This is a genomic window from Acutalibacter intestini, from assembly GCF_034334985.1.
Lineage (GTDB): Bacteria > Bacillota > Clostridia > Oscillospirales > Acutalibacteraceae > Acutalibacter > Acutalibacter intestini.
Window position 1 is genome coordinate 1 of record NZ_JAWXXL010000050.1, and the last position, 17876, is coordinate 17876.

Annotated in this window: 18 protein-coding genes, 1 tRNA gene and 1 pseudogene; 12 read left to right on the forward strand and 8 right to left on the reverse strand. The window is 55.8% G+C overall.

Features of this window, described 5'->3' with window-relative positions; translation table 11 throughout:
- The 5 genes from U8U68_RS19710 to pnuC form a co-directional block, all read left to right on the forward strand.
- Positions 1 to 354, forward strand: a 354-nt coding sequence (locus tag U8U68_RS19710) for a hypothetical protein (protein ID WP_322203862.1), incomplete at its 5' end; no start/stop codon positions are given.
- Positions 355 to 496: 142 nt separating this feature from the next.
- Positions 497 to 1414, forward strand: a complete 918-nt coding sequence (metA, locus tag U8U68_RS19715) for a homoserine O-acetyltransferase MetA (RefSeq protein WP_322203864.1) — start codon at positions 497 to 499, stop codon at positions 1412 to 1414.
- 86 nt (positions 1415 to 1500) lie between these two features.
- The gene (locus U8U68_RS19720) at positions 1501 to 2136 is read left to right on the forward strand and encodes an HAD family hydrolase (protein WP_322203866.1); all 636 of its coding nucleotides are present in this window, start codon (positions 1501 to 1503) and stop codon (positions 2134 to 2136) included.
- A complete protein-coding gene (locus U8U68_RS19725) occupies positions 2133 to 2726 on the forward strand; it encodes a GNAT family N-acetyltransferase (RefSeq protein ID WP_322203868.1) in 594 nt (197 codons plus the stop codon). Before U8U68_RS19720 ends, U8U68_RS19725 begins: the two co-directional genes overlap by 4 nt.
- 329 nt (positions 2727 to 3055) lie before the next feature.
- Positions 3056 to 3751, forward strand: a complete 696-nt coding sequence (pnuC, locus tag U8U68_RS19730; RefSeq protein WP_322203870.1) for a nicotinamide riboside transporter PnuC — start codon at positions 3056 to 3058, stop codon at positions 3749 to 3751.
- A gap of 69 nt (positions 3752 to 3820) precedes the next feature.
- Here the strand turns inward: pnuC and U8U68_RS19735 are convergent, their stop codons facing one another.
- The 4 genes from U8U68_RS19735 to zapA form a co-directional block, all read right to left on the reverse strand.
- A complete protein-coding gene (locus U8U68_RS19735; RefSeq protein WP_322203872.1) occupies positions 3821 to 4099 on the reverse strand; it encodes a zinc-ribbon domain containing protein in 279 nt (92 codons plus the stop codon).
- A 68-nt stretch (positions 4100 to 4167) separates the two neighbouring features.
- On the reverse strand, positions 4168 to 4737 hold the full coding sequence (locus tag U8U68_RS19740; protein ID WP_322203874.1) for a sigma-70 family RNA polymerase sigma factor: 570 nt from the start codon (positions 4735 to 4737) through the stop codon (positions 4168 to 4170).
- A 202-nt stretch (positions 4738 to 4939) separates the two neighbouring features.
- The gene (locus U8U68_RS19745) at positions 4940 to 7243 is read right to left on the reverse strand and encodes a peptidase U32 family protein (protein WP_322203896.1); all 2304 of its coding nucleotides are present in this window, start codon (positions 7241 to 7243) and stop codon (positions 4940 to 4942) included.
- Positions 7236 to 8657 (reverse strand): cell division protein ZapA, encoded by a 1422-nt coding sequence (zapA, locus tag U8U68_RS19750; protein ID WP_322203875.1) that lies wholly within the window; start codon positions 8655 to 8657, stop codon positions 7236 to 7238. Before zapA ends, U8U68_RS19745 begins: the two co-directional genes overlap by 8 nt.
- 303 nt (positions 8658 to 8960) lie before the next feature.
- Between zapA and U8U68_RS19755 the strand changes: the two genes are divergently transcribed.
- The 3 genes from U8U68_RS19755 (at position 8961) to U8U68_RS19765 (ending at position 13460) form a co-directional block, all read left to right on the forward strand.
- Positions 8961 to 11399 (forward strand): glycogen/starch/alpha-glucan phosphorylase, encoded by a 2439-nt coding sequence (locus U8U68_RS19755; RefSeq protein WP_322203877.1) that lies wholly within the window; start codon positions 8961 to 8963, stop codon positions 11397 to 11399.
- Between the two features lie 44 nt (positions 11400 to 11443).
- A complete protein-coding gene (locus tag U8U68_RS19760; RefSeq protein WP_322203879.1) occupies positions 11444 to 13342 on the forward strand; it encodes a glycoside hydrolase family 13 protein in 1899 nt (632 codons plus the stop codon).
- 41 nt (positions 13343 to 13383) lie between these two features.
- Positions 13384 to 13460, forward strand: a tRNA-Arg gene (locus tag U8U68_RS19765).
- Positions 13461 to 13538: 78 nt separating this feature from the next.
- Here U8U68_RS19765 and U8U68_RS19770 read toward each other — a convergent pair.
- Positions 13539 to 13835, reverse strand: a complete 297-nt coding sequence (locus U8U68_RS19770) for a hypothetical protein (protein ID WP_322203882.1) — start codon at positions 13833 to 13835, stop codon at positions 13539 to 13541.
- Between the two features lie 27 nt (positions 13836 to 13862).
- Between U8U68_RS19770 and U8U68_RS19775 the strand changes: the two genes are divergently transcribed.
- Positions 13863 to 14147, forward strand: coding sequence for a hypothetical protein (locus U8U68_RS19775; RefSeq protein WP_322203884.1), 285 nt, complete (start codon positions 13863 to 13865; stop codon positions 14145 to 14147).
- Positions 14148 to 14276: 129 nt separating this feature from the next.
- Positions 14277 to 14615 carry a hypothetical protein gene (locus tag U8U68_RS19780; RefSeq protein WP_322203886.1) on the forward strand — a complete coding sequence of 113 codons (339 nt, stop codon included), beginning with the start codon at positions 14277 to 14279 and terminating at the stop codon, positions 14613 to 14615.
- Between the two features lie 466 nt (positions 14616 to 15081).
- Here the strand turns inward: U8U68_RS19780 and U8U68_RS19785 are convergent, their stop codons facing one another.
- Positions 15082 to 15402, reverse strand: coding sequence for a multidrug transporter (locus tag U8U68_RS19785; RefSeq protein WP_322203888.1), 321 nt, complete (start codon positions 15400 to 15402; stop codon positions 15082 to 15084).
- A 15-nt stretch (positions 15403 to 15417) separates the two neighbouring features.
- On the reverse strand, positions 15418 to 15753 hold the full coding sequence (locus U8U68_RS19790; RefSeq protein WP_322203890.1) for a winged helix-turn-helix transcriptional regulator: 336 nt from the start codon (positions 15751 to 15753) through the stop codon (positions 15418 to 15420).
- A 128-nt stretch (positions 15754 to 15881) separates the two neighbouring features.
- Here U8U68_RS19790 and U8U68_RS19795 point away from each other — a divergent pair, with 128 nt between their 5' ends.
- Both U8U68_RS19795 and U8U68_RS19800 read left to right on the forward strand, forming a co-directional pair.
- The gene (locus U8U68_RS19795) at positions 15882 to 16781 is read left to right on the forward strand and encodes a radical SAM protein (RefSeq protein ID WP_322203892.1); all 900 of its coding nucleotides are present in this window, start codon (positions 15882 to 15884) and stop codon (positions 16779 to 16781) included.
- A 12-nt stretch (positions 16782 to 16793) separates the two neighbouring features.
- On the forward strand, positions 16794 to 17672 hold the full coding sequence (locus U8U68_RS19800; protein WP_322203894.1) for a radical SAM protein: 879 nt from the start codon (positions 16794 to 16796) through the stop codon (positions 17670 to 17672).
- A gap of 96 nt (positions 17673 to 17768) precedes the next feature.
- Here the strand turns inward: U8U68_RS19800 and U8U68_RS19805 are convergent.
- Positions 17769 to 17876, reverse strand: a pseudogene (locus U8U68_RS19805) (IS5/IS1182 family transposase); the annotation flags it as partial.

Genomic DNA, 17876 nt, shown 5'->3' on the forward strand with positions numbered 1-17876 from the left:
TCTTCAGGTTCTGCTTCCTGTTTCCTTCTTAAAGGAGTCTCTCAACTCTTTCAAGAATTCACGGGTTCTTTCTTCTTCTCGTTGTTTAATTTTCAAGGTCCTATCTCTCTTTGCGGTCCTGCTTGCTACCACTCTATCTTAGCTCGCTTTTCCGCTTTTCGCTCTCTTCCGGAAACCTCTCAAACCCGCTTCGCTCCTGGCCTTCCGGCCTCTTGGCTTCGCTTTCGTTTTTTCCGTTTCCCTCGAGCGCTTGACTATCATATCACATCGGCTTTCGTTTGTCAAGTGCTTTTTTCAATTTTTTTCAAAAAGTTTTTTGACTCACTTTTTCTCTCCAGCCTCTATACAACCTAGGCTTTTATGTGATATAATCACCTTGCTGCCTTACCGAATTTTGTCGTTTGGTTGAGCAGCAAGACGTATTATACCCCTACTCATCCCAAAAGTCAACCCTTTTTTTCAAATTTTTCCATTTTTTTACAAAGGACGTGTTTTCATGCCCATTCGCATCCAGGCCGAGCTGCCTGCCATTGAGGTACTGGAGTCCGAGAATATCTTTGTTATGACCCATGAACGGGCCGCAGGCCAGGACATTCGCCCCCTGAAAATTGGCATTCTGAACCTGATGCCCACCAAGATTGAAACCGAAACCCAGCTTTTGCGCCTGCTGGGCAACACCCCTCTTCAAGTGGACGTGGAACTGCTGCACCCCGCCACTCACATCAGCAAAAACACCAGCGTCTCCCATCTTAACAAGTTTTATAAGACCTTCCGCGATGTTCGCGGCCAGCGCTTCGACGGCCTCATTGTGACCGGCGCGCCGCTGGAAAAGCTGCCCTTTGAGCAGGTGGACTACTGGGACGAAATGTGCGCCATTATGGAATGGGCCAAACAGAACGTGTACTCTACCCTATATATTTGTTGGGGCGCCCAGGCGGGGCTGTATTATCATTATGGCATCCAGAAGTTCCCTTTAGAAAAAAAGCTTAGCGGTATTTACAACCATCAGGTGCTCAATCCCTATCATCCCCTGATGCGGGGCTTTGACGACAACTACTTTGCCCCCCATTCCCGTTACACCCAGGTGCTACTGGAGGATGTTCAGCGCTGCCGGGAGCTGATTCCCCTGGCGGTTTCCCGCCGGGCCGGGCTGCACATCATTGCCGAACGGGGCGGCCGGCGGTTCTTTGTTACCGGCCACGCCGAGTATGACCGGGACACCTTGGCCAAAGAGTACTTCCGGGATCTAAACAAAGGCCTGGACCCGGAAATCCCCTATAACTATTTCCCGGGTGACGACCCCAGCCGCACCCCGGCTTTTACCTGGCGCAGCAACGCCCACCTGCTGGTGGCCAATTGGCTGAATTATTACGTATACCAGCAGGTGCCCTATGATTTCATTGGGGAGGCGTAAGGCGCCCTGGGCCTTTCTCTAGCGGAAACAGCCCGCTCTTTTCTATAACTCTTTTTGGTTTTATCTCTAAGAAAGGACCTGTGCTTATGAATTGCGACGGTGTAATTTTTGACCTGGACGGCACCCTTTGGGACGCCACCCGGGCCCTTACTGAAACCTGGCGGCTGGCTCTCTCTGGTCAGCCGGACATTCCCCGCCCCCCCACCCGCCAAGAGCTGAAAAGCGTGATGGGTATGACTGCGCCCCAGCTAATGGCCGCCCTTTTCCCCCATCTCTCTCCCCAGCGGGGAGAAGTCCTCTTTGAAAAATGTTGCGCTGTGGAAAACGACTATCTGCGGACCCACGGCGGCGACCTTTACCCCGGCATGGGGGAAACCCTAAGCGCCCTGGCGCGGCGGCTGCCCCTTTTTATTGTCAGCAACTGTAATATGGAATATATTCCCTGCTTTTTAGAGGCCCACAAGCTGGGAAACCTTTTTACCGACTGGGAGTGCATTGGCCGCAGCGGCCTGGAAAAGTGGGAAAACATCTGTCTGGTGGCCAAACGCAACAGGCTTTCTCACCCCATTTATGTGGGCGACACGGCCATGGACCAGCAGGCCGCCCAAAAAGCCGGAACGCCCTTTATCCACGCGGCCTATGGCTTTGGGCAGGCGCCGGGGGCCCTCTCTATTAACAGTATTAAAGAGCTCCCCGCCCTGCTGGACGAGGTAGCCCCATGAACACCAGCCTGCTGTTTTCCAGCTTTCCCTTTTTCTCCGGCCAAAAGGTAACCCTGGCCCGGATGACCGAGCTGGACCTGGAGGCCCTGTGGGCCGTGCTGGGGGACGAGGAAAACTTCCGCTACGCCCCCACCGGCCCCCTGCCCAGCCCGGCCCACTGCGCCCGAAAGCTCCTTCAGGCGGACGCCATGTTTCGCGACCGGGCCGCCATTTTGCTGGGCATCTACCCAAAGGGCGGGGGCAACCCCCTGGCGGGCATTTTTGAGATCTACAATATTGACCCCCAGATCCAGTCCGCCACCATCCGCTTCACCCTGGGGCGCCAGTTCACAGGCCACAGCTATGCCACAGACGCGGTGCGGGCCGCTGTGGACTACCTGATGGGCTCTATTGGGGTGCACAGGATTCAGGCCTATGTGCTGCCCACCAACTACCGGGGCGTACTGGTGCTGGAGCGCTGCGGCTTTGTCCGGGAGGGCACCATCCGCGAGGGATTTTTCTGGCCCGACAAGGGCATTGTGGATCTAACCCTCTATTCCCTTCTTCCCACCGACACCCACCGCACCGCCGCGGTATCCCATTTGTTTTAGGGCAATACCGCACAATTCTAAGTACCGTATTGTGCAGTCAGATTTTTCGTGAGAGGGTACAGATTGAGCGCCGTCCATCTCACCATTGACCAGCGAAAGCTGTGCCCTATCACGGAAAATCTGCAAGCAAGACGGTGCTTAAGGCGCCACCCGCGAATGGTGCGGGGTTGCCTTAGGCCTTATAAAGCTTGACAACCGCCCTGAATTCTGCTATCCTATATTCAAATAATTCACTGCCACCGGGTAGAAAATGCGAAAGCATTCGGTACACATCGTTAGGTCTTAGAAGATGTGCGCGCGGATGCTTTTTTTGCGTCATGGAGGTTTTTATGAAATTAAAATGGATTTTTCACCACTTTGGCAAAGGGGAAATCACCCTTTGGGCTGTCTCTGTGTTCGCCATTACGGCCGCGTTTCTTCTCTTTGACGGGCAAAACATTCTCTCCCTATCCGCCTCCATTCTGGGCGTCACCGCTTTAATCTTTTGCGCCAAAGGAAACCCCATGGGCCAGCTGCTCATGGTGGTTTTCAGCGCTCTTTATGGGGTCATTTCCTATGGGTTTTCCTACTATGGAGAAATGATCACCTACCTGGGCATGACTGCCCCCATGTCTATTTTTGCGCTCATTTCCTGGCTTAAAAACCCCTATCAGGGCAACCGGGCACAGGTAAAAGCGAACCGCCTATCCCCGCGCGAACTAGTCTTTATGCTCCCCCTTACCGGGGCGGTTACCTGGGGATTTTACTACATTTTAGCGGCTTTTCACACAGCAAACCTGCTGCCCAGCACCCTCTCGGTTACCACCAGTTTTGCGGCCGTATACCTCACCTTTCGCCGCAGCCCGTACTATGCCATAGCCTATGCGGCCAATGACCTGATCCTCATCCTTTTATGGACGCTGGCCGCTTTTTCCAGCTTGCGTTACCTGCCGGTAGCCGTGTGCTTTTCCGCATTTTTTGTCAATGACCTCTACGGCTTCATCAGCTGGCGGAACATGCGGAAGCGCCAGGAAAAGGGAAAATAAGCGGCTTATACCGGGCAAGCCCGGTTCTCAACAAAAAAAGCGGCGCTTTTGCACCGCTTTCTTTCCTCTTTACCGCCGTTTTTCCGCGTATTCCGCCCGCATTTGCGCATAGCACTCGCTACAATAAACCGGCCGCTCCTCCCTGGGTTCAAAGGGCAGCCGCGCCTCTTTTCCACAGGCGGCGCACACGCCTATATAGGCTACCGGACGTTTCCCCATCCGGCGGCAGTCCTTGCACCGTTTTGGCGGGTTATTGAACCCTTTTTCCTCATAAAACTCCTGCTCTCCCGCAGTAAACGGGAACTCTTTTCCGCATTCTTTACAGATCAGCGTTTTCTCCTGATACATAAAAACCCACCTCGTTTTCCATGCGTTTCTGTCATGATTTTTCTCTGCAATCCCTGTTTTTTTCTGTTTTACCGCTGGCCTTTTAGCTGGCTTAGCTTTACCCGCGCCCGGTATAAAGCATTGTCAAAGGCCTTTAGCGTCATGCCGCTTCGCCCTGGAATTTCCTCCCGCTTGTAGCCTCCTAGATACAAGGCCAGCGCCTGGCGTTCCAGGGGCGTCAAAGCCTGGTCGATCCGCTGGCGCATGGCGGCAAAGCCTTCGCGCAGCTCCAACAGATCCTGGGGGCCAGCCCCAGCCGGAAGGTTTCCCGCGCTGTCTAACGATAGAGACTCATTGAGGGTCCGGTTGCCTGGGCTGCCATGGCGGCGGGCAGCCTTGGCCATACGGTTGAACACGCACACACCCGCATATGTGGAAAAGCTGGCTCCCCCCCCCTCCCGATAAGAAAGGGCGGCGGCGTACAGGGCTAAAAAGCCCTCTTGCACCAGGTCCTCATGCTCCAGGCCCGAAAACTGCCGCGCCTTTTCCTGCAGCAGCCACAGGTACCGGGCGCTTAGCTCCACAAAGGCCTCTGGTTCTCCCTGGCCCACCAGCTGGACCAACTGGATATCGCTTAAACTGCCAAAGTCCTCCGCCATCCGGCTTCCCTCCCTCAAAAAATATCATACCGTATGATAGCAGCCCCGTCAAGGGCTTTTTCGGCCGCAGCGCCTTTGCCCGCCCGAACAAAAAGTTTTTAGAGCAACCCCCAACAGCCAGCCCTTTTGCCAAAGGTTTTGGGGTGGCGGCGTTTGGTCTACATAATCCACCATTTCCACATAGTTTTCCACATTCCACCGATCATTCCACACCACGGCGGAAAAGCCCGCTGGTATGGGGCCCTTCCGGCTTTTTGCCCTGCCGGAACGCTTCCAGCACCTTTCCACATTCCACGGGGCTTTCCACGGTAAATCTTAGCAGCAGAAAGTCTGCCGCCAGCTCTTCTCCACCCAGCCACAGCGGCACGCTGTTCAGCAGTTCGCTGCCAAACCGGCCCTGCTCCCGGCACACCACCGGAAATTTCACCCCCTTGCGGTCAGTAAGGGCCCCGGGGGTTTTGCATCCCAGGCAGCCTATGGGGGAATGGGCCAGGGGGCAGTTTCGGGTCAGCATCAGAGCTTGGCGGCCGTAGACCATGGCCCCCAGAGGCAGGATTCCCCGCTTGAGACCCCGAAATTCCCGGCCGGAAAGTTCGAAGCTGGCCTCGGCGCTTTCCAGCCCTAGGGCGGCAAAAGCCTCTAGGGCCGCGGAATTAGTAATATTTAAAGAAAAGGCGCCATGGGCCCTGGCCCCCAGCTCCCGGCACAGGGCCAGGGCCCCCAGGTTTCCGCAGGTAAACTGCCCAAAGCCCCGGTGCATGCGCTCTTCTATAAGGCGGCGCACCTGATCCTCTTGGCCAAAAAGAGCCCGGGGCAGCTCCAGCACCAGCTGGGGTCCCTCCGCCTCTTGCAGCCGTTCTAAAACAGGCAGAGGCGTCTCCAGGGGCAAGGCCAGCTGGGCGCAGTCCTTCAGGGCCTCCCTGGGCGGCAGCTGTTCCACGGAACGAAAACAAACGCGCAGCGCGGCGGGGGCGCTTTTCCCGGTTAGCCGCTCCTCCTTCGTTTTGGCGGGACACTGTTTTTTTGCCAAAAGGGACGGTGCTCCAGCCTCTGGGGCGGCCCATACATGCCGCTGTGTCCTGGTCCCCGCCGCTTTGTCATGCCAAGGCGGGGCCGTCCCGGTCTCCCGGCCCGCTCCAAGAAGGGTCAAACTATCGCCCAAGCGGCCCTCTGCCTCTCCAGCGGCCTCTTTAATAGGAGCCCACAGGGGGCGGTTTTCGCCTCTCTCCCAGGGAACGGCCTCTCGCCGGGTCCGTTTTTCCAGCAGCGCTTCCAGGGCCTGGCGGCGCAGGGCGTTCAGCCCGCTTACGGAAATGGCCGCGCCCCCCTCTGGAACCTCCACCTTTTCCGCCAAGAAAGGCGTGCCCCCGGTCTTTCTCAGCTGGGCCCGGCAGCGCTCTGGATCTAGGAGCGGGACGCCAGGCTGCGCCCCGGTATTCAGCCCCACCGGCGCCAGGGCAGCGGCACAGCGGCCCTCTTGGTCGCTGGCGGTCAGGCACAGGCCCCCGGCAGTGGAGGCCAGGCTGAAGCTTACCAAAACCCTCTGCCCTTCGCCCCTATATAGCCCCCGCAGCCCTGCCAGCACCTTCTGGGTGGCAGCGGTCACGTCCTCCTTACGCCGGGTTCCAAACATTTCCCGGCCCCTATGCCCTGTCAGGTACCCGTTGGTAAAGCCCGAGCAGGAAAACACTGCCTCCAGGTTGTGGAAAAGCTCTGGGGGCACAGGCTTGCCATCCGCTGCCAAACGGCAGGCCGCGGTGGCCGCCGCCACATATTCCGGCCGCTTCATGCGCCCCTCTATTTTCGCCGAGCACACCCCCGCCTGGGCCAGCCGGTGCAGGTGGCCAATAAAGGAAAGGTCTTTTAAGGATAGGTCGTGGCCCGTGCCCCCCGGCGCGGCAAAGGGCAGGCGGCAGGGCTGGGCGCACTGGCCCCGGTTTCCGCTGCGGCCCCCCAGGGCGGCGCTAAGGTAGCACTGGCCGGAGACGCACATGCACAAGGCCCCGTGGACAAAGCTTTCCAGCTCCACGGGGCAGCTCTTGGCAATCTGCTCAATCTCTTCCAAAGAGAGCTCCCGGGCCAGCACCACCCGGCTGGCACCCAGCGCATGCACCAGCCGAACCCCCGCTGGATTATGCAGGCTCATCTGTGTGGAGGCATGCAGGGGCAGCGCCGGAGCCCTCTGCCGCAGCAGAGCAAACAGACCCATATCCTGCACCAGCACCGCGTCCACAGGCAAAGAGCAGAGAAACTCCACAAATTCCAGGGCGGCAGGCAGCTCGCTGTCTTTTAACAGGGTGTTCACCGTCACGTGCAGGCGCACCCCCCGGGCGTGACAAAAAGCAGCGGCCCCACGCAGCTCCTCCTGGGAAAAGTTTTGGGCATTGGCCCGGGCCCCAAAGGCCCGCCCCCCCAGGTAGACCTCGTCCGCCCCGGCGAACACAGCGGCCCGCAGCTGCTCCCAGCCTCCGGCGGGGGCCAGAACCCGCAAACGCTCTTTACTCATCTTTTTCAAAGAAACTCACCAGCCCCTCCTGCTGTAGGTCATCCTCAAAACGCAGGGGATTACGGCGGCGTTTGGGGGGCTTGGGCTTCTGGGGCGGCTCTTCCTGGGTGGGGGCCTTTGCCGGCGGCTCCGGTACCAGGGGCGTGGGCTCTGGTTTGGGTTCTTCCTTTTGCCGGGGAGTGGGCGTTTGCGGCTCTTTGTGGCTTAGCAGCTTTTCCAGCTCTTCCAGGCGGGCCCGCAGTTCCCGGTTCTCCTGGGCAGTGTCCCCCAGCTGGGCGGCTTTGGCCTGTAGGGCCTGGTTCTCCTGGCGCAGGCTCTCCGCCTGGGCCTGGGCCTCTCCCGTGAGTTTTTCCAGCTTTTCCTTGAGCGCTTGATTTTCCTGGGCGGCGTCCCCCAGCTGGGCGGCTTTGGCTTGCAGGGCCTGGTTCTCCTGGCGCAGGCTCTCCGCCTGGGCCTGGGCCTCTCCCGTGAGTTTTTCCAGCTTCTCCTTAAGCGCCTGATTCTCCTGGGCGGCGTCCCCCAGCTGGGCGGCTTTGGCTTGCAGGGCCTGGTTCTCTTGGCGCAGGCTCTCCGCCTGGGCCTGGGCCTCTCCCGTGAGTTTTTCCAGCTTCTCCTTAAGCGCCTGATTCTCCTGGGCGGCGTCCCCCAGCTGGGCGGCTTTGGCCTGTAGGGCTTGGTTCTCCTGGCGCAGGCTCTCCGCCTGGGCCTGGGCCTCTCCCGTGAGTTTTTCCAGCTTCTCCTTAAGCGCCTGATTCTCCTGGGCGGCGTCCCCCAAATGATTCAGCCGGGCCTGTAGGGCCTCCAGCTCCCCTTCCAGGCTTTGGGACTCCTCTATCTGTGCCTCGGCTTGGCGCAGGGCCTCCTGGCCCTGCTTGGCTTTTTCAATCACCAGCTCCAGCTTGCGGCGCAGTTCCTGGTTTTCCCCTTCCAGCTGGCCCTCCCGGGGGGTGGGGCCAGGGTTTTCGGCAGCCTGGCGCAGGGCGGCGTTTTCTTCTTCCAGCTGGGCGGCCTTTTCCTCAAAGACCTTTAGGCGCTGGATGTTCTCCTCTAAAATACCGTTTTCGCTCTCCAGCCGGGCGGCCTTTTCCGCCAGCTGGGCATCTTTCTGGGTGTCCACAGCGGACTTTAGCAGCTCCACCTTCTCCTCTTGCCACAGCTCGGCCTCCACTTCCAGCTCCTCCACCCGCTCGGCCAGGGCCTGGGCCCGGTCGGTGGTCTTATGATAGTCGTCGCAAAGGCTTAGGGCCGCGGTTAAAGCCGCCGCCTCCCGGGTGATGAGCGGAGAAGCGGACATGGCATGGCCCATCAGGCCGCCCACCTCGTCGGCCAGGGTCTGCATGTACTCGCCGCTCTCATTGGTAATCACGCCGCAGACCACGCCGTTTATATTCAGTCGAACCCTTCGTTTTTCCACAGTGACCCGTCCTTTCCGGATTGATGGTTCTGGTTCTATTATATGACAAAATCCGCGAATAGAAAAGAGGTTTTTATGAAATTCTGGAGAGAACCATGGTTTTCATGCCCCGCTGCCCAGGGCTTCTGGATACTAGTATCTTCTGGATTCTAGTATCCTTATAAGCTATATAATGTAACCTATAATAATATAGACCTTGCTTTTTTCTGGAATTTAGTTTATAATTCATATATTGCGCTATGTGATTCCAGCTGTGTTACTCTGTGCGAGATGTGCACTTAATATTGTGGAGGAGGCTTATTCATGAACTATTCCCTGTCTGTATCACAAATAAAAGAAGCGATTCGGGACAAGCTGTCCCATACTTTCGGGGTGTCTTTGCAGAACGCCACCAACGAGGAATATTACAAGGCTGTGGCCCTGATTGTGCGGGAGCTGATGGCAAAAGGCCGCGCCGAGTTCAATACCAACGCCGAACGTACCAAGACAAAGCATATCTATTATTTATGTATGGAATTCCTGCTGGGCCGGTCTTTGCGGAACAACCTGTATAACCTGGGCATGGAGGAAAACGTGCGGGAGGCCCTTTCCGAATACGGCATTAAGCTGGAGCACCTGTACGAGCAAGAGCCCGACGCGGGCCTGGGCAACGGCGGTTTGGGGCGGCTGGCGGCCTGTTTTTTGGACGGTTTGGCCACCCAGGGCTACCCGGCCATGGGCTACTCTTTGCGGTATGAGTACGGCCTTTTCCGCCAAAAGCTGGTGGACGGCTGGCAGACCGAGCTGCCGGACTTCTGGCTGCCGGGGGGCTCTGTCTGGATGCAGCAGGTGCCTGAAAGCGCGGTGGAGGTCCACTTTGACGGCCGTATTGAGGAGCGCTGGAACGACCAGTACCATGTGGTAAAGCACAAAGACTACACCACCGTTACGGCCATTCCCTTCGACCTGTACGTTTCTGGCAAAGACGGCCGGGGCATCAGCCTGCTGCGGGTGTGGAAGGCTGAAAACAACCAGTTTGATATGAACCTCTTTGGCAGCGGAAACTATATGCGCGCTATGGAGCAGCAGACCATGGCCGAGGTGATTACCAAGGTGCTGTACCCCGAGGACGACCACACCGAGGGCCAGCTGCTGCGGCTTTCGCAGCAGTACTTTTTGGTGTCCGCCTCTGTCCAGGACATCATCCGGCGGCACCTTTTTGCCCACAGCAACCTGGACGAGCTGCCGAAGCTGGCGGCCATCCACCTAAACGACACCCACCCGGTGCTTACGATCCCCGAGATGATGCGGGTGATGCTGGACGAATGCGGCTACAGCTGGGAGGCCGCCTGGGAGATTGTAACGAGCACTGTGGCCTATACCAACCACACGGTGATGAGCGAGGCCCTGGAAACCTGGAAGTGCGACCTGGTGAAAATGCGCCTGCCCCGTATCTACCAGATCATTGAGGAGATTAACCGCCGGTTCTGGGAAGTGATGAAGCATAAGGGCGTGGACCACGGCAAAATCTCCCGTATGGCCCCCATTCAGAACGGCTATGTGAAAATGGCCAACTTGGCTGTAATTGGCTCTCACAATGTAAACGGCGTTTCCGCCCTGCACAGCGATATTCTCAAGGACGACCTGTTCCATGACTTCTATGTAGAAGAGCCCCGGAAATTTATCAACGTTACCAACGGCATTGCCCACCGGCGCTGGCTGTGCCAGGCCAACCCCCAGCTTTCGGCCCTTCTTACCGAACTCATTGGCAGCGACTATATCTATGACGCAAACCGTCTCTCCGAGCTTTTGAAATACCAGAACGACGGCGCCGTGCTGGAAAAGCTGCAAGCCATTAAGCAGGCCAACAAGGAGCGGCTGGCCAAGTTTGTTAAGCATAGCCAGGGGGACGTGGTAGACCCCAGCTCTATCTTCGACGTACAGGTAAAGCGCCTGCACGAGTACAAGCGCCAGCACATGAACGCCCTGTCCATTCTGGCCACCTACCAGTGGCTGCTGGACAACCCCCAGGCAGACTTTACCCCCCACACCTGGTTCTTTGGGGCCAAGGCCGCGCCGGGCTATTACTTTGCCAAGCAGATCATCCAGTTCATTGCCGCCCTGGCCCACGTCATTAACAACGATGAGCGGGTGAACAAGAAGATGAAGGTGGTCTTTGTAGAAAACTACTGTGTCACTTGGGCCGAGCTTCTCACCCCTGCTGCGGAGATCAGCGAGCAGATCTCCCTGGCCGGTACCGAGGCCAGCGGGACCAGCAACATGAAGTTTATGATCAACGGCGCTATTACCCTGGGCACCCTGGACGGGGCCAACGTGGAGATTCACGAGGCTGTGGGCAGCGAGAACATCCTGCTCTTTGGCATGAACGCCAGCCAGGTGGAGGAACTGAAGCGCACTGGCTACCACCCCTACCAGCACTATAACCACGACCAGCAGCTGCGCCGGGCCCTGGACACCCTGAACCAGGGCATTGGCGGCAAAAACTTCCATGATATTTATAACGCCATCCTCCAGCAGGACCGCTACATGGCCCTGGCGGACTTCCAAAGCTACCGGGCCGCCCAGGACCGGGCGGTGGAGCTGTACCACGACAAGGCCCGCTGGAACAAGATGTCCCTGGTTAACATTGCCGGGGCGGGGCGCTTTGCCGCCGACAGGGCTATCCGGGACTACGCCGGGAACATCTGGCACGCCAGCCCCGTGCCGCCGGAGAAGAACCTGACCGCTAAGGTAGAGCTGTAAACACAGCCGGCGTATATCTGTAAGTGAAGGAGTTGCTTAAAAACATGTTTCATTCCCGAAACCCCAAATACCGCTCCCCCACCGGTGCGGTAGAGGCCGGCACGGCTGTTCATTTCCGCATCACCCTGCCCCGGGATCTCTCTTGCTCTGCCGCCCGGCTTATTGTGGAAAAGGAGGGAGCCGAGGCCAGCATCTGCGAGATGTTCTGGTGTGGCATGAACGGCCATAACCGCGAATGGTGGGAATGTGACTTTATTCCCGATTCTCCCGGCCTTTATTTCTATCAGTTCGAAGCCCGCACCTGCCGGGGCGTGCAGCGGGTCTCTCGGGGAGAAAACGGAAGGGGCACCTTTGGCGGCACCTGGCGCTGGCAGCTGACTGTATGCCAAAAGGACTTTAAAACCCCTGACTGGCTGGCCGGGGGAATTATGTACCAAGTGTTCCCAGACCGGTTCTGCCGCTCTGGCCAAGAAAAGACCGACGTGCCCACTGGGCGCAGCTACCACGAAAGCTGGACCGAGCAGCCCCACTGGCAGCCCAATGAAAAGGGGATTGTGACCAACAGCGACTTCTTTGGCGGCGACCTTTTGGGGGTACAGCAGAAGCTGCCCTATTTAAAAGAGCTGGGGGTCACCTGCCTGTACCTAAACCCCGTGTTTGAAAGCCACTCCAACCACCGGTATGATACCGCCGACTACTCTAAAATAGATCCCTTATTGGGAAACGAGGAAGATTTTCGTAATTTATGCGCTGCCGCCCAAGAGCTGGGCATTCGGGTCATGATCGACGGGGTATTCAGCCACACTGGCAGCGATAGCGTGTACTTTAACCGGGAGAGCCGCTACCCAGATCCCGGGGCCTATCATTCCCAGGAATCTCCCTATTACCCTTGGTATAACTTTCAGCAGTGGCCCAGCTGCTATGAAAGCTGGTGGGGTTTCGACACTTTACCCAACGTGAATGAGACCAACCCGGCATTTAATGAGTTTATCAACGGCGAAAACGGCATTGTCCGCCGCTGGCTACGGGCTGGAGCCGCTGGCTGGCGGCTGGATGTGGCCGACGAACTGCCCGATCTGTTTATTGACCGGCTCTCCGCTGCCGCTAAGGCTGAAAAACCCGACGCCCTGGTGCTGGGCGAGGTGTGGGAGGATGCCTCCAACAAGTCTGCCTACGGTGTGCGCAGGCGGTATCTTTTAGGCGGGCAGCTGGACAGCGTGATGAACTACCCCTTCCGAGACGCGATCCTAGGTTTTCTTCTGGGAGGCGACGCCAAGGATTTTGCGGAGGCTATTGAAAACATTGTGGAAAACTATCCGCCCCAGTGCCTGCACCTGCTGATGAACCACATTGGTACCCATGACACCGAGCGGATTCTGACCGTACTGGGGGGGGAACCTGCGGGCAGCCGGGGCCGAGAGTGGCAGAGCCAACAGCGGCTAAGCCCCGCTCAGCGTGAGACAGGGCTGGCCCGGCTAAGGCTGGCGGCCATGTTGCAGTATTTACTGCCGGGAGTACCCTGTGTCTACTATGGGGACGAGGCCGGTATGGAGGGCTACCGCGACCCCTTTAACAGAGCTTGTTATCCATGGGGGCAGGAGGACCAAAGCCTGCTTTCATGGTATAAAGCCCTGGGGGCTATGCGTTTAGCGCATAAAGATATTTTAGCCCAGGGAGGGTACCGCACCCTGCGGACCGAGGGCAACCTGCTGGTGCTAGAGAGGTACCGGCTTACCCCAGCCCAGGCCATGAACGCTGCCCGGCGGGACAGCCTGTTGCTCATTGTAAACCGCAGCGACCGACCGCAGAGCATTAAGGGGCTAAAGCTGGATCTATCCGGCGGCCAGCCTGTGATGGGCGAGAACCTGGACGGCGTTAGCGTACTGCGGCCATACAGCTGTGCGCTGCTAAAATTTCACAAAGAAATTGAAATAAACCCTTGACAAATGGCGAACCAGAAGGTATAATAATGGAGTTGGAATAAGCGCCAGTAGCTCAGCTGGATAGAGTGTTTGGCTACGAACCAAAAGGTCGGGGGTTCGAATCCCTTCTGGCGTGCCATCCTGTGGATATAAAAAAGATATTCGCTCAAAAAACCGCGCTGTGGCGCGGTTTTTTGATGCCCAGAAGGCTGGATTTCTAAAGTGCCGAAACACGGATATAAGCAAGCGAAAAATAGATTCGAACCCTCACAATGACAGAATAGGGCGAGAAATGCATAGCCGGTCGCTGGAGGTTAGCCCTCACAAACAAGCGACCGGCTTTTTCATTCTCAAGAGTAATATCTTGATAATAATCAAGATATCCCCAAAGCCATTGCCTGTTCCATTCCCGTGCTCTGCCCAATTCAGACAAGAGTTTCAAAAGCATCTTTAGTGGGTATTTCTTTGGATTTGGTCTGGACTTATCAAAATCTTGTGGTATCCTTGTGCTCAAGAAAAACTCCAAGAAAGGATGATATCCATGAAGAAAACCCTAACAGCCCTCCTGACCACAGCCCTCTTAGCGAGCGTTAATGGGTGCCAGACAGCACCTCCAGACTCTGAGCCTGCACAGCAGACCCTCATGGTAAAGGCTGAATCAACCCCGGCAACTGACCAAGCTGCCACCAATATAACTGTCACCCTTGAGCAGATCATCACTGGAATAAATTACAAACCGACGGTATCCATACTCAGAAAATCCGTCAGCAAAAATGGAAACAATAATCAAACCACCTCTCCCCACGAGATACAAGAAAGTTCATAGGCATCCACCTCCAGCGTAGAAGATACCGATACGCAAGGCACGGAACCTTCTGAACCGCCAACGGCAGCAGATCCCACGCCTGCGCCAAAGCAGTCTGACACCGACCCTAACGCCACCATGACAGTTACCGTGAAAGCAACTCCCACTCCAGCGGCTACACCAACGCCTGCGCCCACGTCAGAGCCATCAGCACCCACACCTATACCTGCCGCGCCGACCCTGGAACCGGCCATAGAGGAGCCCTCCTTCGACATCGGCTACTGGATAGGCTACGCGCAAGGCTATGCCCAGGGCCTTGGCCTGCGGCTGGAGAGCAGCGCAGTAGACTGCTGGGACAACCCCATCGGGGCTGGGCCGCACAGCACCTGCCTGGAGAGGGACATCGCCAGCAGGCTGAGCCGGTACGCGAACGATCCGGACATCACCGATGTTATGGATAAGAGCAAATCGAAGATTTTCTCTGTATGAGTCTACCGGCGGGAACTGCTACGACATCTATATCGGGTACGCTTGACAGAAAAATGAATGCCAGCCCTGAGTGCATCGCAAATCGCGGTGCGCTTTTTCTTTGCCATTCATTGCCGCCTGCCGGCCCCTGTGCGGCTCTGTGTCGGGACTTGCATGGCTGGGTCTTGGAAACACTCGGCCAATACCGGCGCAGGCCGTGTCGGGCCAGCGTGGGGCCAGTTTGGGCAAGCCTCAGAATCACAGGTTTTGGGGCGGTATGGGCAAGGTCGAAAAGCAAGCAGGAGAAAGGAGGTGGGGTTGCTATAAGTTGAGAAAAAGAAACCGCCTCCCGCCAAGAGGGGAGTAGGCCCTCTCGGTGGAAGGTGGTATCTGTCACCATGATAGGTCTAGTGAACTACCCAATAGAGGAAAGTATACTGCAGAAAAGAAAAATCCACATACAATCAACCTGATTAAGCATTCGCTCTCACGCTAAAATTCGGTCAACGGTTTCCTTGAGCGTATCACTAAACCCATCCAAATCTTCCAAGGAAATAACCTCATTATTTATCAGCGCAATAATATTCCAAACCATATCAGTCCGGGTCAACTGAAGTTGTACACCTGGACTCCGCTTATCTTCTTTTATGCGCTTTTCCAAACGCCAAAATTTATCAGACGGATTGCCTTCACCGTTTAATATCTCCATGTACTCTCGGTTGAGCTTATCCATGTAGGTTTCCTGCCAGCCAGGTAATTTTTCCTTGAAAAGTTTCCAGTCCTGTTTTGTGAATCTCCTATCCTCCACAACAATATCCCCCTATCATTTGTTCTCTGGCAAATTCTCATCGCCCCATGTTTTCATATAGGCTATCACATCCATAAAGCTCCTGCCCAACTCCGTCAATGTGTATTCCACACGCGGCGGTACCTCATGGAAGTCATGGCGGACAAGGAACCCATCCGCCTCCAACTCCCGCAGCTGCTTCGTCAGCGAGGATTCCGTAATCTCCCCCAACTGCCGCCGCAACGCGCCGAAGCGCCGAATATCATGACAGGCAATATAATAGAGAATCTCCAACTTCCACTTGCCGCCAAGAATTTTTTGCAGCGTGGACATGGTCTTGCAGCGTTCAACCGCTTGCTCGGTTTTTCTCATAGGGCAACACCTCTTTGCTAACATTATAACGCATAGTGCCGCATGAATCAAGGTACTACAAAAAAGTACCGTACTTGAATCTATTTTGTATCGGGTTATAATGGGTGAAAACGAAGGAGGTTATCACCATGAAATTCACAGGAACCATCTGGCGTCCACCCTATGAAGCGTCCTCGCTGCTGTTGGAAGTCACGGCGGGCTGTACACACCACAAGTGCAAATTCTGCACACTCTACAACGACCTGCCATTCAAGTTTAGAATGTCGCCAATGGAAGATATCGAGTGCGGTTTGCAGGAAGTAGCCGGCACTTTGAAACAGTGGGAAGGTTTTCAATTCGACCGGGCCTTCCTCACCGGCGCAAATCCCTTTGTGCTGAAAACCGAGCGCCTGCTGGGTGTCGCTGAACTCATACGCAAATATGTACCCACAGTGCAGACCATAGGCTGCTTTGCGCGGGTTACCGACGTAACGCTAAAATCTGATAGCGACCTGACCGCGCTGGCCCAGGCCGGGTATGATAGTTTGACCATCGGCATTGAAACCGGCGATAATGGCGCGTTGGACTTCATGAACAAAGGTTATAGGGCCGCTGACATTGTGGAGCAGTGCGCCCGGCTGGATAGTGCCGGTATCCGCTATAACTTTTTCTATCTGGTAGGTATTTCCGGCGCGGGCCGGGGCGAGATTGGGGCGAAAGCTACCGCTGCTGTGTGTAATCAACTGCACCCACAACTCATCGGGGCCAATATGCTGACAATCTACCCGGATTCTGAACTATATCAGGAAATCCAGCAGGGAAACTGGCGGGAGGAAAGCGAAGTGGAGAAGTATCGGGAAATCCGCACGTTGATTGAAAGTTTGGATATTACAACAGAATTTGCCGCGCTGGGAGCCTCCAATGCGTTCCAGTTTCACGGTCGTCTGCCGGAGGATAGGGACGCGCTGATTACGGCCATCGGCAAAATCATTGACACGGTAGGCGAAGAAAAATTACGGGATTACCGCAAGAATCTTCGTCACCTATAAGGGGGGATTCTCGTGCATTTCACAGGAAGAACATGGCGGCCGCCGTATGAATCACAGTCCGTCATTTTGCAGGCAACCTCCGGCTGTACCCACAACAAATGCACCTTTTGCAGCCTCTACAAAGACGAGAAGTTTCGGATGTCTCCCATGGATGAATTTGAGGAAGATTTGGCGGAAATCAAAAGCTACCAGCCTAATGCCCGGCGCATTTTCCTAACCGGCGCAAACCCATTCGCTATGAGTTATGAGAACCTTAAGCTGCGCGCCCTGACCGTTCGCGAGTATCTCATTAAGTGTCAGTCCATCGCCATGTTTGCAAGTATCCGGGACATCAAGAACAAGGAAGTCTGGCAACTCAAAAAGCTCCGGGCCATGGGCATCAACGGACTGAGTATCGGTACTGAAAGCGGCGATGACGCCACCCTTGCGCTGGCAAATAAAGGCTACACGTCCGCTGATATTATAGAGCAATGCTATAAGCTGGATAAAGCTGGTATCGAATACTATTTTGTCTATATGACTGGACTGGCCGGGAAGGGAAATGGGCAGCGAAACGCTATCAACTCAGCAAAGGTTTTCAGCCAGCTTAACCCATATTTTATCTCGGTCGATTCTCTGACGCTCTTCCCCGACACACAGTTATATCAAATGGCAAAGCAGGGCAAATTTATTCCTGCTGACGAAAAAGAGCGTATTGAAGAACTGCAAATCCTGATTGAAAATATGCATATCCGTACCCACCTCTTTGCAAACTCGGTGTCCAACTACTTTCCGTTTGTAGCTCGACTGCCATATGAGCGGGATAAGGCAATCGGTGAGCTGCAGGATATTTTCGACAGTACCGATGAAGATGAGATGTTAGAGTATAGACAGAATTTGAGGTCGCTTTGAAAAGCCCTCCGCCAAGAGAAGACTATACGCTCTCGGTGGAAGGTGGTACCTGTCATGATGGAAGGTGTAATGAACTAACCAATATTAAGAATCTGTTTAGCATCTATTTAAGAGCAGACGAATAAAGGCAAGAGAAAACATTTGAAAAGAGTTCTGTAATTTACGTTCGCAGTTTTTCCAGAGTCTCCGACATTTGTCGAGCCA

Excerpts from the sequence above, each read along its gene's own strand:
- U8U68_RS19760 (WP_322203879.1), top strand. The coding sequence starts at position 11,444 with ATGTTTCATTCCCGAAACCCCAAATACCGCTCCCCCACCGGTGCGGTA.
- U8U68_RS19725 (WP_322203868.1), top strand. The coding sequence starts at position 2,133 with ATGAACACCAGCCTGCTGTTTTCCAGCTTTCCCTTTTTCTCCGGCCAA.
- metA (WP_322203864.1), top strand. The coding sequence starts at position 497 with ATGCCCATTCGCATCCAGGCCGAGCTGCCTGCCATTGAGGTACTGGAG.
- U8U68_RS19720 (WP_322203866.1), top strand. The coding sequence starts at position 1,501 with ATGAATTGCGACGGTGTAATTTTTGACCTGGACGGCACCCTTTGGGAC.
- pnuC (WP_322203870.1), top strand. The coding sequence starts at position 3,056 with ATGAAATTAAAATGGATTTTTCACCACTTTGGCAAAGGGGAAATCACC.
- U8U68_RS19790 (WP_322203890.1), bottom strand. The coding sequence starts at position 15,753 with ATGAGAAAAACCGAGCAAGCGGTTGAACGCTGCAAGACCATGTCCACG.
- U8U68_RS19735 (WP_322203872.1), bottom strand. The coding sequence starts at position 4,099 with ATGTATCAGGAGAAAACGCTGATCTGTAAAGAATGCGGAAAAGAGTTC.
- U8U68_RS19745 (WP_322203896.1), bottom strand. The coding sequence starts at position 7,243 with ATGAGTAAAGAGCGTTTGCGGGTTCTGGCCCCCGCCGGAGGCTGGGAG.
- U8U68_RS19775 (WP_322203884.1), top strand. The coding sequence starts at position 13,863 with ATGAAGAAAACCCTAACAGCCCTCCTGACCACAGCCCTCTTAGCGAGC.
- U8U68_RS19740 (WP_322203874.1), bottom strand. The coding sequence starts at position 4,737 with ATGGCGGAGGACTTTGGCAGTTTAAGCGATATCCAGTTGGTCCAGCTG.
- U8U68_RS19755 (WP_322203877.1), top strand. The coding sequence starts at position 8,961 with ATGAACTATTCCCTGTCTGTATCACAAATAAAAGAAGCGATTCGGGAC.
- U8U68_RS19795 (WP_322203892.1), top strand. The coding sequence starts at position 15,882 with ATGAAATTCACAGGAACCATCTGGCGTCCACCCTATGAAGCGTCCTCG.